Below are 15,600 nucleotides of genomic sequence, written 5' to 3' on the forward strand. Positions count from 1 at the left end.
TTTTCTCTGTTTTGCTGAGAATCTCAGCAAAACAGAGAAAAAGGGGCACGGCAGGCCTCTTCCATTCGCGAACGCCTAGACGCGGTCGCAGATGCGGAGGAGCGATAGCGGAAGCAATAGCGGAAGCGAAATGTACGTTAGCTGCGCAAATCGATGCGCTCCTGGGCGGCCTTGCGGGCGGGGTACCAGGAGGCCAGGGAGGCTACGATAAAGATCGAGCCCATGACGATCAGGATATCGGAGGCCAGGACCTTTACGGGATAATAGTCGATGACGAACGACCCGCCGGAAAGCGGGATAAGCTTCCAGCGCATCTGCGCCCAGCAGAGCAGCAGGGCGAAGCCCACCCCGAAAAAAGTCCCGAGACCCGCCAGGACCATGCCCTCGCCAAGGAAAATCCGTTGTACGAACATATCGGAGGCCCCAAGGGCTTTCAGGACCTGGATGTCCTTTTGCTTCTCAAGGACGAGCATCGTCAAGGCCCCGACCATATTGAAGGCGGCGACGGATAAGATCAGGATCAACACCGCGAAAATGACCCACTTTTCGATCCGCATCACGCGATAAAGACCCTGGTTTTGCTCATAGCGGGTTTGAACGATCGCGTCTTGCCCCAGTAAAGACTGCAGCCGTTGCTGGAGCGCCACCAACCCATCGGGATTGGAAGCCTTGAGCTCCAGGGACGAGTATTCGTCGGGTTTCAACCCGAGGAGGGATTTAACCAGGCCGATATTGGTAATGACGTATTTGTCGTCGAAATCCTGTTGGATCGCAAATGTACCGACGGGTGTGATATTGCCTTCGCTGATGGACTGGAGCGGGTCGGCGGCATCGGAAACGACGCCCCTGCGGGGAAGATAGGCGGTCACGGGGTAGACCGTACGGTCGGACAGTAACCCCAGCGCGGCTTCGACCCCGGAGCCCATGACCAGGTAGGGGGTGTCTGCGGTACCCAGGTCGAAGTGTCCCCGGACGATGTGGTCCCTGACTCCGGTTATGCCCGCAAAACCCTTGTCCACCCCCATCAGGAAGACCTGGGTGGTCTGGTAGTCGGCGTTCTGGAGGATGGCCTTTTCTTCGGCGATACAGGACATATCCGCCACCCCCGTGGTTCCCCGGATCTTTGCCAGCATTTCGGGCGTCAGGACCAGCACCTTCCCGCTGGCGGGGATTACCTTCAGGTCCGTATAAAACGAGGAATAGAGCGTCTTTACCAGGTTTTCAAACCCGTTAAAAACGCTGAGTATCAATACCAATGCCGCTGCCCCCACTGCAATCGCGAGGGTGCTGATCCAGGCGATGATGTTGATCGCATTGGTCGACTTTTTTGCCTTGAAATACCGCCAGCTGAATAACCAGTGCACGCGCTCCTCAGCTTTTAGGTTTATCCTTGTCCTCGTTGATCTTCTTGAACAATTCTTCCATATGGAAGACGTGCTCCAGCGTGTCATCCAGGAAAAACTTCAATTCCGGCATCCGCCTCAGCTGGTGCTTGACCTTCGCGGTTAGCTCCTTCTTGATCTCCCAGGCCCTTTCCTCTATGGTTTTCAGCGCCAGCGCGGGTTGCTGGACCTGGAAAAAACTAAGATAAACCCGGGCCTCGAGCAGGTCGGGGGTCACCTTGACGCCGGATATGGATACCATGCCTCCGTCGATCATATTCAGGCCAAGCCGCTGGAATATCGGGCTAAGCTCTTCGGCGAGCAGCCCCGCTACTTGTTTTTGTCGCTTTCCTTCCTGCATAGTCTTACCTTTGTTGGCTGTAAAAGTAACTCCTTAGATGAAGAATTACGCCCGGTTATTCAAGTATTTGAGCGACTTGAAACTCAGCATCGGCTTGTACATCGTATTTACCCTCCTGTCCGTGGCCTTTTCCGTGGTGTCCATCGCGATGCTGATCCCCTTCATGAACCTTCTTTTTCACCCCAAGGAGCTCGTCCTCTCCCTGCCGAAGGGCTCGCTATTCAATTCCAATAACCTCGTCGACACGTTCAAATACTATCTCTCCCGGATCATCGTATCACATAGCATGATGTACGCACTGGTCATCCTGTGCGCCATCATCCTGGTGGCCATAACGCTGAAGAACTTCTTCCTGTACCTGACCTACTATCTGCTGGCGCCCATGCGCAACAGCCTGGTGACGCGCCTGAGGGACGACATGTATGCCAAGATACTGGTGCTGCCCATCGGTTATTTCACCGAGCAACGCAAGGGGGACGTGATCAGCCGGATGACAAACGACACCTATGAGGTGGAAACCAGCGTCCTCGGTACGATGGACGGACTGATCAAGGACCCGGTGAACATCCTCATCATGCTCGTCGCCCTGTTTTTATTGAGCCCCGCTCTTTCGATATTCCTGCTCGTTTTCCTGCCGCTCACCGGCTTTATCATCGGCCGGATCAGCCGCTCCCTGCGCAAACAAAGCAACCGGGCCGCGATCAAGGCCAGTGAATCCCTGTCGGTACTGGAGGAAACCCTTTCCGGCCTGCGCGTCATAAAGGCTTTCAACGTCGAAAGCATCCTGAGGGATCGTTTTTTTGGCCTTAACCACGACCTCTTCCGGGTTAAAAACCAGATGAACCGCCGCCGGGACCTCGCTTCCCCCCTTTCGGAGGTCATGGGTATCATTGTAGTCTGCGGGGTGCTGATCTTCGGCGGCTACCTGATCACGACCAACAGCACCTATGCCCTGGCGCCCGAGGCCTTTATCGCCTATCTCGGTCTTTTTTCCCAGATCATCAACCCGGCCAAATCGCTGTCCACGTCCTGGTATAACATCCAGAAAGGCAGCGCCGCCATCGCACGCATCGAAGAAGTGCTCAACGCCGACGTAACCGTCCGGGAACAACCCGGCGCCCGTCCGCTCGAAGCCTTCCGTCACGCTATCGAGTTCAAAAATGTTTCCTTCTCCTATGGCGACCATCTGATCCTTGACAACATCGACCTGACCATATCCAAGGGCAAAACCGTTGCCCTCGTCGGCTCCTCCGGCGCCGGAAAATCGACACTGGCCGACCTCGTGCCCCGGTTCCACGACGTTACCGGCGGGCAGCTGCTGATCGACGGCGTCGATATCAAGGAGCTCGGTCTGCATTCCCTGCGGGAGCAGATCAGCATCGTCACCCAGGAGCCGATCCTCTTTAACGACACGATCGCCCACAACATCGCGCTGGGTCATCCCGACGCCAGCCCGCAGTCCATTGTCGAGGCGGCCAGGGTCGCCAACGCCGACAGCTTTATCCGCCACAAGGAATCCGGCTACGACACCAATATCGGGGACCGGGGCTCCAAGCTCAGCGGGGGCGAAAGACAGCGTCTTACCATCGCCAGGGCCGTGCTCAAAAACCCGCCCATCCTCATCCTCGACGAAGCCACCTCATCCCTGGACACGGAAAGCGAGCGACTCGTCCAGGACGCGATCTACAAGCTGATGAAGGACCGGACCAGCCTCGTGATCGCCCACCGGTTGTCCACCATACGCCACGCCGACGAGATCATCGTCCTCCAGAAAGGCCGTATCGCCGAGCGCGGTACGCACGATCAGCTCATGGCGGCCGGCGGTCTTTATCATCGGCTTGTCGAGATGCAGGAAGTGAAGTAACTTTAGCCGCCACCGCCGCCGCGCACATGGGCGTCGCCATGAGGGGCTCAAACACAACCGCATGAACCTTGGTAAGATTTGGAAGAACCAAAGTCTTTGGATTGTCTTTTGCGTATACGTCCTGCTCGCCTTGCTCGCCACTGCCCAGGGTCTTTTCGCACCCGTCAAGACCTTTGTCCATGGCGGTATGGCATACAAGGACTATAACAACTATGTCATTTTCAAAGAGTCCTTTTTCCACCTCCTCCACGGCCAGGACCTCTATCGCTATTTCCCGTCCGATCACTGGGACCTTTACAAATACAGCCCCACCTTCGCCCTGCTTTTTTCCTTCATGTCGGTGCTCCCCGACTGGCTGGGCCTGCCCACCTGGCTGCTGTTGAATGCACTGGTGCTTTTCCTGGGCGTGGCGCTGCTGCCCTCCGAAGGTCGCGCCGTTGGCGAAATCACCGGTTCTGGCGGCAACGCCGCGACGCGCCTCGTTCCCCCGCTCAGCGATCAGAAAAAAGCCCTGATCCTGCTTTTTTGCGCCCCGGAAATGCTGCTGTCCCTGCAGAACGACCAAAGCAACGCGCTGATGGCGGGGCTCATCATCCTGGCCCTGGCGCTTGCGGAACGCTCGAAATATTTCCTGAGCGCGATGTGCATAGTCCTATCGGTCTATATAAAAATATACGGAGGACTCGCCTTCATTTTGTACCTGTTCTACCCGGGCAAAGTGCGGCTGGCCATATACTCGCTGGCATGGACGGCGTTGCTGGCGATACTTCCCTTGCTGGTCGTGGACATACACCAACTGGGCTTTTTATACCAAAGCTGGTACCGCCTGCTCATGGAGGATCGCTCCGCCTCGGTGGGGGTATCCGTGGAAGGGATCCTGGAGAACTGGTTCCACGCGGCGCCCCACGCAAATGCCGTCACCCTCGTCGGGCTGGTTGTTTTCCTGCTGCCCTTTGCGGTGAGCATACAGCGCTATAAGGAATACGCCTGGCGGCTCCTCATGCTGTCTTCGTTGTTGATCTGGATCGTAATATTCAACCACAAGGCGGAATCTCCGACCTTCGTGATTGCCATGAGTGGTATCGGGCTCTGGTATTTCGGGAGCATTACCCCCAAAAAGCTGGACCTGTTGCTGCTGATAGCCGCATTTATAGGAGTGACATTGTCGGTATCCGACGCCGTTCCCTGGGACATACGGCAAAACATCGTCCAGCGCTATGACCTCAAAGCCGTAGCGCCCTTATTGATTTGGTGCAGGATTACCCTACAGGCAATCCTGCCTACTGTACGTTCTGGTTCTCCGATTTCTTGACCAGGCCCATCTTGGCTTCGATGCTCAGTGTGGCGTGGGGCACAGCCCGCAGACGCGCCTTGTCGATCAGCTTCCCGGTGACGCGGCAGATCCCGTAGGTTTTGTTTTCGATACGCATCAACGCCTTCTCGAGGTGGTCGATGAACGTTATCTGACGGCTGGCCATTTGGCTCAGCTGCTCGCGTTCCATACTGATTGACCCATCTTCCATGGTCATGTAACGGTTTTCACTCTCATCCCCGCCCATTTCATCTTTGCGGGTAATAAGTCCCTGCAGGTACGTAAGCTCCTTCTTGGCAGCTTCCAGCTTGCGCATGATCAGGTCTTTGAACTCTGCCAGTTCAGCGTCGCTATATCTCATCGTCGGTGCGTTAAGAATGGTTTGACCCGGATCGTCCAGGACAGATTTTGTAAAATCGGGTTCGTATTTGACGGTCGTGGCTACCGACGTCTTAATGGGTTTCAACTCTACGAGCTTGGTCTCCGGTTTGGGAAGCGGTCGGGCGATGGCCGTAGGCTTGGCCGGCTCGACTGACTTGACCCCCACGGTGGAGGGCTTGATATCCGAGGCGGCCTTGGGCGCGGGGATGGGCGCCTTGGCGACGGTTTTTACCGCGGCTACGGGAGCCGGCGCCGCTTTGGAGGGGGCCTTCACCGGGGCGCCCTTGGCGGGCGCCGCCTTGACGGCGACGGGTTTGGCTGGGGGTACCGGCGCTTTTTTTACGGGCGCGGCGCCTTTGGCCACTCCTCCCTTGATTGGGCTCGTCACCTTCCCTGGCGTCGCCTTGGAAACCGGCTTGGCCGTTTTTGCAGGAGGCTTGGGAGCGACTTTGGCCGGGGCCTTCGCCGCCGGGGCGCTCTTTCCTTTTACCGGAGCGGCCTTCTTCGGGGCCACCTTCTTAGGGGCGACCTTTGCGGGAGCAGCCTTTTTCGCAGATCTGGCAACAGGCTTTTCCGCGGCCTTTTTGACCGGGGCTTTTTTTGTGGGTTGGGGTGCTTTCTTTGCAGACTTGGCGGCCGCTTTTTTTACAGTTGCCATGCTACGCTCCTTTTTTGGTAACGATTACTTTTAAAGAAATGTCGTTTACTTCAATTTCGATGCCATCCTGAATATCTGGCACAATTTCCAAACTATCTGCCAGAATTTCCGCACAGATGTAATTTGCAAAATGGGCCACGGAAGGCGCAAGTGCTTCCGAAGCAGCGACTTTTACCTCCACCCTATCCGTGAGATCAAAACCGCTGTCTTTACGGATCTTTTGAATTCGGTTTACCAGCTCCCTGGCGTTTCCCTCGTAGGCGAGCTCCGGCGTCACGGTGACGTCCAGGGCCACGGTGAGGCTTCCTTTGCTGGCCACCGTCCATCCCGGGATGTCTTCGCTGCTGATCTCTACGTCCTCAAGGTTTAACTCAAGGGTTTGATTTTCAAGGATAAGGGGGATTTTCTTTTCTCTTTCCAGTCTGGCGATGTCGTCCTGGCCCAAGGCTCCTATGGCCACCGCCGCGGACTTCATTTTCGCCCCCAGACGGTTACCTAAGGCTTTAAAGTTAGGTTTTATTTTTTTCTTAATAAAACCTTCTGTATCAGTTAAGAATTGAATTTCTTTAACATTTACCTCAGAACGGATCAAATCCCCCACCATTTCGACCTGCGACCGCATATCTGGGTTTAGGACAGGGATCAGGATGCGCTGCAATGGTTGTCGCACCTTGATATTCACCCGTTTACGAAGGGACAACACCAGGGAGGAGATGTCCTGCGCCAGTTGCATACGTTCTTCCAGGGAAGTATCCTGGTAGGCCGGTTTGGGTTTTGGGAAATCCGCGTGATGGATAGAGTTCCTTGATAACCTGCCGGTTACAGAATTCAAGTTGCCGAACATGGCCTCGCTGAAAAAGGGCGCGATTGGCGCCATCAACAACAGGACCGTCTCCAGACATTCATATAAGGTCTGGTAGGCGCACAGCTTGTCGTGCTCGTATTCCCCCTTCCAGAACCGCCGGCGGCACAGCCGGACATACCAGTTGCTGAGCTGCCCGTCGACAAAATCTTCAATGGCGCGGCCCGCTTGTGTGGGCTCATACTCCCGCAGATACTTGTCCACCGTCCCGATCAGGGTCTGGAGGGCCGAGATGATCCACCGGTCGATCTCCGGCCGGTCCTTCGGTGGTATATAAGCCTCCTTGAAGGCAAAGCCGTCCACGTTGGCGTATAGTGCAAAGAATTGGTAGGTGTTGTATAAGGTACCAAAAAACTTCCGCTGCACCTCCCTGATCCCTTCCACATCGAATTTCAGGCTTTCCCAGGGAGACGCGTTGGTGATCAGGTACCAACGTGTCGCATCCGCACCGAAACGGCCGATGGTGTCGAACGGATCGACCACGTTACCCACCCGCTTGCTCATCTTGTTGCCATCCTTATCCAGGACCAGGCCGTTGGATACGACCGCCTTGTATGCCAGTCCCTGTACTTCCTCGTCCAGCTCTTCCTCGATGGATTCCTTTATAAGGGCCGCGATGGCGTGTAGGGTATAAAACCACCCCCGGGTCTGATCCACCCCTTCCGCTATAAAATCTGCCGGGTAGTTCTGCCGGAATACCTCTTTGTTCTCAAAGGGGAAATGCCATTGCGCATACGGCATAGCGCCCGAATCGAACCAGACGTCGACCAGGTCGTGCACCCGCTTCATCGGCTTTCCCGTCTTGGGCCCCTTCAGCACGAGTTCGTCCACGTAGGGTTTGTGCAGGTCGCCCGTCAGCCGCTCGATCGCCTGTTCGGTCGTCTCGCCCGCCACCGGCTTCATCAGCCCGGCCGTCAGCGCTTCGCCAACATGCGTACGCAGCTCCGCCACGCTTCCAACGCAAAACTCTTCACCCGTTCCCGCTTCCGCGTCGAAGTCCTCCGTACGCCAGATCGGCAGCGGCGTTCCCCAAAAGCGGTCCCGGCTCAGGTTCCAGTCAACCATGTTTTCCAGCCAGTTTCCAAAACGTCCCTCACCGGTCGACTTGGGTTTCCAATTGATCGTTTTATTCAACCCGACCATCCGATCCTTCAAAGCGGTCGTTTTGATAAACCATGCATCCAACGGATAATAAAGGATCGGTTTATCGGTTCGCCAGCAGTGCGGATAGCTGTGCTCGTATTTTTCGATCCTGAATGCCCGGTTCTCCTTCTTCAGCTTTACGCAGATGTCCACATTGACGTCGGTATATTGGGGATCGTCCCGGTAATTTTTCACATACCGGTTACTGAATTCACCCAGGCCATCCACGAACTTCCCTTCTTTGTCGACCAGCGTCAGTATGCCGATGCCGTATTTTTTGCCGACCTTATAGTCGTCCGCGCCAAAGGCCGGCGCGGTATGTACGATACCCGTACCATCTTCGGTCGTTACAAAGTCACCCAGCAGCACCCGGAAAGGATCGCCTCCAGCACGCTCCGGCGTATTCGCCGGATACGGCAGCAGCTGCTTGTACCGCAGGTTTTCGAGGGCGCTTCCCTTGAATTCAGCGACGATCCGCCAGGGCAACACCTTTACTTCGGGGCCATAGGCGTCAAAGTCACCGTCGAAGCCTTCGGGCTTGAAAAATTTGTCCAGCAGCGTCTTCGCCAGCACGACATTTACCGGCAGGTGCGTATACGGATTGAACGTCCTGACCAGGACATAATCGATCCTCGGACCGACCGTAAGCCCCAGGTTCGACGGCAATGTCCAGGGCGTCGTCGTCCAGGCCATGAAATACACCGGCTCGCTCACGGAGGGGAAGGCGCCGTCTTCGGCTTCGAACATCGCCACGCAGCTCGTATCCCTGACGTCCTTGTACGTGCCCGGCTGGTTCAGCTCGTGGGAGCTCAACCCCGTGCCCGCGGCCGGCGAATATGGTTGTATGCTCACGCTCTCGTAGAGCAGCCCCTTCTTGTAGAGCTGCTGCAATATCCACCAGAGACTTTCTATGTAGTTATTCTCAAACGTGATATACGGATGATCCAGGTCGACCCAGTAACCCATTTTGCGGGTGAGGTCGTCCCACTTGTCTTTATACTTTAGGACTTCTTTGCGACAGATCGCATTATACTCCGCTATGGAAATCTTTTTTCCGATGTCGTCCTTCGTTATGCCCAGCATCTTTTCGACGCCCAGCTCCACGGGAAGCCCATGCGTATCCCAGCCGGCCTTCCGTTTGACCTGGTGCCCTTTCATGGTCTGGAAACGGCAAACCAGGTCCTTCAGCGTACGGGAAATCACGTGGTGAATGCCAGGCATACCATTGGCGCTAGGAGGACCTTCGTAAAAAACAAAAGCCGGCGCGCCCTCCCTTAAATCCACGCTTTGCTGAAACGTCCGTTCCACGGCCCATTTCTCCAGCACTTCCTTTTCGATCGAAGGCAGGTTCAGTTGCTGGTATTCCCTGTACTTGGCACTCATAAATTCCATCCTCAAAAAAGATGGGCAAAGGTACAAAAAGTCCCCGTCCTATTATTATTTCTGCCCATACATTAATATTAACCGCTATGTATCTTGGCATAGTTTTGGCCTAGCAGGGGATGAACCTGTTTTTTTCCACCTAAAAATGGTAAACATTATGAAAAACACCCCTATGCTGATAGCCCTGGCGTTCCTTGGATGCACGGCCGTGGCTACCGCTCAGACGACTACACACCATCATAAGGCTAAGACGGTAACCGTCAAGACCGTAACCCCGCCTGATGCTGTGCTGACCAGCTACAACAGCAAATTCAGCGGAGACACGGCGGCCTGGTCGGTGACCCCTTCCGGTAACTTTTGCGCCACCACCATGGTCAATGGCCAGAAGGAATACGCCGAGTTCGATTCCACCGGCGGATGGCTCCGCAACCGTACGGATATGACCGCGGACCAGCTCCCGGGCGGCGCCAAGACCGCCATCCAAACGAAATACCCTGGCATGGAAATAGCTTCGGTTCAGAAGCTGGAGTACAATAACGTAAACCCTTTCTACAAAGTCGACCTCAAACAAGGCGACCAGGCGAAGGAAGTCATGGTGAATGACGCCGGCTACGTCCAGGAATAAGGCCCGGGCGGGCAACACGCCCCGCGCGAAACGCGCGAAACGGGCTCGCGACGGCACGTGCCCAACGAGCTTATCAGTTATCCAAGTTATACCTTAACCTATGCGCTGAAAAAAGGGCCCCAACCGGGGCCTTTTTGTTTTGCCGCCCGGCTTCAAAAAGATTTTCCCGCCAGGCGTCCGGCGCCCCCGCCCTCGGGCTGGCCAAAACCCAAAGCGAGCGCGAGATGCTGATGCGAGCGCCAGACGCTTACGCGTGAAAAAGAACGGCTCGACAGCTAGAGCGTACCCAAAAACTTGATCAGCAGCCCCCGCTGCGCCGACGTCAGGTTCATAAACGCAGTCCTGGACTTCGCCGCTTCCCCGTCGTGCCAAAGGATGGCCTCCTCCAGCGTACGTGCCCGGCCGTCGTGCAGGTAGTAAGGAATCCCGTTAGACAACGGCAACAACCCAATACCCCACAACGGCGTCGTACGCCATTCGGTGCCGGAAGCCAGGTAGTCGGGGCGGGCGTCCGCCAGACCGGGCCCCATGTCGTGAAGGAGCATATCCGTATACGGATGGATGCGCTGGTTGGATATTTGCGGGAAGGTTTCGTCTACGCCTGTAAATACCGTCGGCCGGTGGCAGCCCGAGCAATTGATCTGGGTGAACAACACTTCACCCGCCACCACGTCCGGGTCGGTGACGTTCCGCCGGGCGGGCACGCCCAGGCTGCGGACATAATAAGTGACATAGTTCAGCAGACTGTCCGCCAGCTCCGGGGATGAGTCCCCGTGTACGGCGTCCATCTGGACCTGTCCCGTCGCGCTTTCCATGGGTTGTACATAAGACGTGATGCCCATGTCCTGTTGATAGGCCGTCGCAACCTGCATCAGCACCGTGGGCGTGTTGGCCTTGACGCCAAAACGCCCCAGCTCCATCTTGCCCGTATAGGAATCGTACACATAGTTGGCCTTCCCGGTGATACCATCCCCGTTCGCGTCGCCGGCATCGACAAAGGAAAGGATCGTGGCCTCGGGTATGTTTTCCAGCAGGCTCATACCGACCAGGGGCGGCGCCATTCGGGGCGACAACAGGTAGTCCGCGGGAAGCGGTATATAAGGGTTGTCCAGCGTATACGACGGCACGCGCAGGTCGACCACCGATCCATCCGGGTAGGTCACCGACTGAGCGGTATACGAAATATTTACCGTGGCCTCCGGCGCCGCGCCAAAAACCGACTGGTCCTGGATTTGCAAGCCAAATCCCGGCGCCGCCAGGGGGCCGCCGTGCTCGTCCATACCGCGAAGGCTGATGCGCATCAGCAAACCGGAACCCGATAGCCCGGTAATGGGCGATCCTTCTCCGTCCCCGCTATGGCAATTGACGCAGGAATTGTTGTTATAGATCGGCCCAAGCCCCTGGAAGTGCGGGGCGGGAGGCGCGACAAAGGTTTGGCCGAAGACGCCGTCGCCCGCGTTGTGTACATAGCTGTCCCTGGCGCTCAAGCCATCCATGGGCACGCTAAAGGCGTGCGACGTCTCGTCAAAAATAGTCGCCGCGCCACCGCTCAGCCGGGGGTCGTACCCCGAATCCGGGAATACCTCCGCCTTGTGGCACCGGCTGCAGATCGCCACCACCAGGACCAGGGTACCTAAGACCAAATATTTTCGCATTAATCTTTTACGTTATTTTTTAAGAAATTCACCAGGTCGGTATCCAGCAGGCTTTCCAGCGTCTGGAGCTGGCTCAGCGTGGCCTGTACCAGGGAGCGGTTGTCCAGGATCGCCTGTTCGTACCGTTCGGGGTAGATGTTGTTAAACGAGTTGATCGTCGCCGTGAACTGCGCCTGGATCTGGTTGTCGAGGTCCTTGTTCTTGGCGGCCACCAGGTCCTTGATACCCTTCCCGCCGTTGATGCCCATATAGACGTTCTGGGCGCCGATGATATTGTTCTTGAAGTCGGTGAGCGAATTGTCCGAATAGGGCGACTCGGTGATCGTGGAGTCCCGGGTAACAAACGGCTCGTACATTTTCCCGTCAGGGTCTTGTTCGCCCACCTCGTTACAAATACCGGCCATGCCGTTGTCGCCGCTTACATCCAGGAAAAACGACAGCTTGGTGGGATACACCTGGTTGGACGCGCTGCCCGCGCCCGAAATAGCCTGTGCGTAGGCCACGGGGGCGCTCGTCCAGCTGCTCAGCAAGGGTTTGACGTTATTGTCGAGCACGTCGGCGGTCAGGCTGACGAGGTATTGCAGTTCACGAGCCGTAAAGCTCCCCGGTGTCCGGGCTACCGACTCCCCGTTACGGAAAATCAGGTACTCGATCGGGTGATAGCCCCTCAGGTTTTGCGAGAGGCTGGCCACGTCCGATACGGACAGCGGGTTGCTGCTGGCCAGGAGGGAATCGAGCTGGGTGTGGTCGGTCGGCCAGGTATCGGTGTTGGGGTCGTAGCTGTAGGCTTCGACCGGGCCGATCAGGAATCCTTCACATTGTTCCCAGTATTTGCGCACCAGCTTCCAATCGGCCTGCGCCTGGGCCAGGTTCGTGGAAGTGGCGCCCGCCTGCAGCGAAAGCGCGTCGTTGTTCAGGGCCGTATTGGCGGCCACCAGACTGTCGTACTGCGGCAGCGCCGTCTTGTTGACAAAGTCGTTGATAACGTCCGTCTCGATATCCGCAAAGCTTTCGGTGTTCAGGCTGGTCGTGGCTTTATGACAAGCGCCCAGGGTAAGGAGGGCGGTAGCGGCAACTAGGATTTTTTTCATGTATAGGGGTTTTATGAAATCTGTATGATGACGTTGTTGTTATCCACGCTCGTCCTGTACCGTTGGAGCGGCTGCTCCGCGGGACCATGGAGGACCCGGCCGTTCTTGTCGAACCGGCTTCCGTGCAGGCTGCACGAATACCCGTCCCCGGAGACGTTGAGCTGGTTTTCCTGGTGGGTGCACTGCAGGAGCAGCGCCTGGTAGCTGCCGTCGGGTTGTTTGCTTACGGCGATATCATAATACCAACCGGTCGGGCGGACAAACTGGGTGGGCGATTGCGCAAAAACCGATACCGGCACCTCCACCCGGCCCTCGTTTACCGCCGTCTTATAGACACTGTATTTCGCGGGGCTGCACCCCATCCAGGCAGGCATCAGCATCCCGGCCGCGCCGAGCAGGCAAACCTGACAGGATGTTTTTAAAAAGTCTCTGCGTTCCATATCAAAAAGAATAACCGATACCGAGGTTCAGGAACTGGTCGTTTTGCTTATAGGGCAGCGCGTTTGGCGCGGGGTTGACCAGCAAGGCGGGGTTCTGGGGACCTGTGTGCATCAGGCGGACGTCCGCTTTGATGACGATGTTGGGGATCGGCAGATAACTGATCCCTGCGATCACGTGCGTTTGTTTAAGCGTCCCGTCGTATACGCCATTGGCAGGTATCGAGGCATTCAGGTCCAACAACTCTCCGCGGACGAAGGTGATGAACTGCGGCTGGCGGTGTTGCTTATACAGCCAGTCATACGCTACCTCCGCATAGGCGCCGTACATACCGGTACCGATGTTGGTGGTATAGGCTTCGTTCAACCGGGCGGCGTCGGGATAGGAGATATAGGTGCCCAGCACCTTCGCGGTCCAGGCGCCGTCGTAGAACTGGACATCGGCCTCGCCCAGGTAGGCGGGGGTGCCAAAGGCGCCGCTGGACAAACCGATGCTGTCGGCCTTCCGGGGGCTCAACCCCACCGTTCCGCCGGCGTAGCCGCTCACCTGGAACATGAAGTGCGGAATGCTGTACTGCAGGGCGGCGGTCACGGCGAGGTTGTTGGCGGAGGCGTTGCTGCCTTGACCCTCGCCGCCGGCGATGCCCGAGCCGTGCGTAAAATTGGCGCTGTTCAAGCCGTTGACCAGCGCGATATCATAGTTGAGCGGGAAGCGTTTGGCCGTCCCGTAGAAACCGACGCCGATCTCCCGCCAGGTGGTGGGGATGATCAGCTGTTCCACCTGCGGCCTTTCGACCCCGTTGAAATTGACGGGAAGGTGATTCTCATTGGTTATGCCGATCCTCGGCGTGAACAGCCCGGCGACGATATATTGTTTGGGGTTGAGGTTGAACTTGAGGTACGCCTGCTCCATGGCGACGTCTCCCTTGGCGTCGGCGTGGAACTCGTCGCTCCCGTTGGAGGCCACGAGCGCATTTTCCACCTCGAGCTCGGAGAAAAACGAAATCTTCGCGTTGAACTGGTGTCCAACAAACAAAACCGCGCGGTCGAGACCTGCGGTGGAGTTGTGCTGGTAAAAATCCCGCTGATAAAACACGCTCCCATAACCGGAAATCACCGTTTTGGCCGTGGCCGCGCCCCGGTTGAGCGAATCTTCGCTGGTTCCCACCAGCTTTTGTGCCTGCGTCTTATACTGGGCCTGGGCTGCGATACCGAAGCACAACAACCCCAAAATACCCAAAAATCTTCTCATAAACATCCCGTTGAAATTGCCCGCAAATGTACCTTCGCGAAGCAGTGAGGGAGTTCCGAAGAAGGGAAAACCGCTTACGAAATCCGGAAAAAAAGCGGACTAACGCAACAATAAGTCACAGGGTTTCAAGCCCGTATGCTTTTTAAATGCGGTGGAGAAGTGGGAGATGGAGGAATATCCGAGCATCAGCGAGACCTCGGTCACGCTAAGCCCCTTTTCATACAACAGGTAACGGGCATGGTCCATGCGTTGTCCCTGGTAGAAGTCGAAGATCGTCGTTCCGAAAAGCTCCTTGAATCCTTTTTTAAGATAGCATTCGTTCATGGCCACCTTACGGCTCAGCTCCTTGATCGTGATGGGCTCGCCTATGTGCTCGAGGAGGATTTCCCGGGCCCGTACGATCTTTTCCCGGTCCGCCTCGTTGGCCAGGAACTTACAGGCGAAGACGCCCTCTTCCTTTTCGTCCAGCAGGCATTCCAGGCTGTAGAGGAGCAACGCCTGCACTTGGCTGTTGACAAAGATATTTTCGAGCGCGCCCTCGTACTGGTGGCTCAACATACTATCAAGGACCAGCCGGCTGCGTCCGCAAAGGGGCACGATCTTGGTAAATGAAGAGGGATAACGGAAGGCCAGGACCTCTTCCGTCCGGGTCGCCGCATGGCGTCCCTTGACAAACGGCGCCAGCCAGGTGGATGAAAAACGGAAGGTAAACAGGTCCATGGTCGGCATCTTCGCGCCACACTGGCTGGACGATTTCCGGCAGGACTGGCCTCCGTTGCAAACCGGGTCGTTGCAATACGTGTTGCCCGAGACGCAAAACCGCAACTCCAGGTAGGATTCGCCACCGGAGCGGTCGTGTTGATAAATCATCATCCCGGTGTCGTCGAGGGTCCACTGGGGCGCCATGACGTAGCGCTGGATCTGATAAGCCACCGCCCCGGGGATGTGCTGCTCCTTTTGGTACGCCAGGTCCAGGCTTTCCTGGAGGACCGGCTGTTTGCGGGCAACGGTAAGTATGTCGGGCGGCTGGAGCATGGGCGCAAATTTAGCCCAAGCTGGTATTGAGTCCGTGAGCCCTTGAAAATACTGACCGGTACGTGACAAAAGCCGGCCATCGCAAATGCCCCGGAAATGCCTCAAAAATCTCATATCGGCGAAGCGCTGGAAATGTGTCTCAATTGTTCATAAATAGGC

13 protein-coding genes are annotated in these 15,600 nt (G+C 56.6%); 4 read left to right on the forward strand and 9 right to left on the reverse strand.

Annotated elements, in window-relative coordinates; translation table 11 throughout:
* Positions 1 to 137: 137 nt before the first annotated feature.
* Together VL547_RS01865 and rbfA are read right to left on the reverse strand one after the other, a co-directional pair.
* Positions 138 to 1,364 (reverse strand): FtsX-like permease family protein, encoded by a 1,227-nt coding sequence (locus VL547_RS01865; protein ID WP_325574568.1) that lies wholly within the window; start codon positions 1,362 to 1,364, stop codon positions 138 to 140.
* Between the two features lie 7 nt (positions 1,365 to 1,371).
* Positions 1,372 to 1,743: a 30S ribosome-binding factor RbfA gene (rbfA, locus tag VL547_RS01870; RefSeq protein WP_325574570.1), complete on the reverse strand. Its 372-nt coding sequence runs from the start codon at positions 1,741 to 1,743 to the stop codon at positions 1,372 to 1,374.
* A 37-nt stretch (positions 1,744 to 1,780) separates the two neighbouring features.
* Here rbfA and VL547_RS01875 point away from each other — a divergent pair, with 37 nt between their 5' ends.
* Both VL547_RS01875 and VL547_RS01880 read left to right on the forward strand, forming a co-directional pair.
* Positions 1,781 to 3,607 carry an ABC transporter ATP-binding protein gene (locus tag VL547_RS01875; RefSeq protein WP_325574572.1) on the forward strand — a complete coding sequence of 609 codons (1,827 nt, stop codon included), beginning with the start codon at positions 1,781 to 1,783 and terminating at the stop codon, positions 3,605 to 3,607.
* A gap of 61 nt (positions 3,608 to 3,668) precedes the next feature.
* Positions 3,669 to 4,919: a glycosyltransferase family 87 protein gene (locus tag VL547_RS01880; RefSeq protein ID WP_325574574.1), complete on the forward strand. Its 1,251-nt coding sequence runs from the start codon at positions 3,669 to 3,671 to the stop codon at positions 4,917 to 4,919.
* Here VL547_RS01880 and VL547_RS01885 read toward each other — a convergent pair.
* The gene (locus VL547_RS01885) at positions 4,888 to 5,664 is read right to left on the reverse strand and encodes a TraR/DksA family transcriptional regulator (protein WP_325574576.1); all 777 of its coding nucleotides are present in this window, start codon (positions 5,662 to 5,664) and stop codon (positions 4,888 to 4,890) included. The genes VL547_RS01880 and VL547_RS01885 overlap by 32 nt on opposite strands.
* A 40-nt stretch (positions 5,665 to 5,704) precedes the next feature.
* On the opposite strand from VL547_RS01885, the gene VL547_RS01890 reads away from it, so the two are divergent.
* Positions 5,705 to 5,992, forward strand: a complete 288-nt coding sequence (locus VL547_RS01890) for a hypothetical protein (RefSeq protein WP_325574578.1) — start codon at positions 5,705 to 5,707, stop codon at positions 5,990 to 5,992.
* Here the strand turns inward: VL547_RS01890 and ileS are convergent.
* Positions 5,960 to 9,346 carry an isoleucine--tRNA ligase gene (ileS, locus tag VL547_RS01895; RefSeq protein WP_325574580.1) on the reverse strand — a complete coding sequence of 1,129 codons (3,387 nt, stop codon included), beginning with the start codon at positions 9,344 to 9,346 and terminating at the stop codon, positions 5,960 to 5,962. The two genes, VL547_RS01890 and ileS, sit on opposite strands and share 33 nt — an antisense overlap.
* Before the next feature lie 157 nt (positions 9,347 to 9,503).
* Between ileS and VL547_RS01900 the strand changes: the two genes are divergently transcribed.
* Positions 9,504 to 9,971 carry a PepSY-like domain-containing protein gene (locus VL547_RS01900; protein ID WP_325574582.1) on the forward strand — a complete coding sequence of 156 codons (468 nt, stop codon included), beginning with the start codon at positions 9,504 to 9,506 and terminating at the stop codon, positions 9,969 to 9,971.
* A gap of 275 nt (positions 9,972 to 10,246) precedes the next feature.
* Here VL547_RS01900 and VL547_RS01905 read toward each other — a convergent pair whose 3' ends face one another.
* From VL547_RS01905 to VL547_RS01925, 5 genes are all read right to left on the reverse strand, one after another.
* A complete protein-coding gene (locus VL547_RS01905) occupies positions 10,247 to 11,626 on the reverse strand; it encodes a di-heme oxidoredictase family protein (RefSeq protein WP_325574584.1) in 1,380 nt (459 codons plus the stop codon).
* Positions 11,626 to 12,717: an imelysin family protein gene (locus VL547_RS01910; RefSeq protein WP_325574586.1), complete on the reverse strand. Its 1,092-nt coding sequence runs from the start codon at positions 12,715 to 12,717 to the stop codon at positions 11,626 to 11,628. Before VL547_RS01910 ends, VL547_RS01905 begins: the two co-directional genes overlap by 1 nt.
* Positions 12,718 to 12,728: 11 nt before the next feature.
* On the reverse strand, positions 12,729 to 13,157 hold the full coding sequence (locus VL547_RS01915) for a Rieske (2Fe-2S) protein (protein WP_325574588.1): 429 nt from the start codon (positions 13,155 to 13,157) through the stop codon (positions 12,729 to 12,731).
* 1 nt (position 13,158) lies between these two features.
* Positions 13,159 to 14,406, reverse strand: a complete 1,248-nt coding sequence (locus VL547_RS01920; protein WP_325574590.1) for a hypothetical protein — start codon at positions 14,404 to 14,406, stop codon at positions 13,159 to 13,161.
* A 99-nt stretch (positions 14,407 to 14,505) separates the two neighbouring features.
* Positions 14,506 to 15,441, reverse strand: a complete 936-nt coding sequence (locus VL547_RS01925) for an AraC family transcriptional regulator (RefSeq protein ID WP_325574592.1) — start codon at positions 15,439 to 15,441, stop codon at positions 14,506 to 14,508.
* Positions 15,442 to 15,600: the final 159 nt, after the last annotated feature.

The organism is Dinghuibacter sp. (assembly GCF_035492835.1).
Lineage (GTDB): Bacteria > Bacteroidota > Bacteroidia > Chitinophagales > Chitinophagaceae > Dinghuibacter.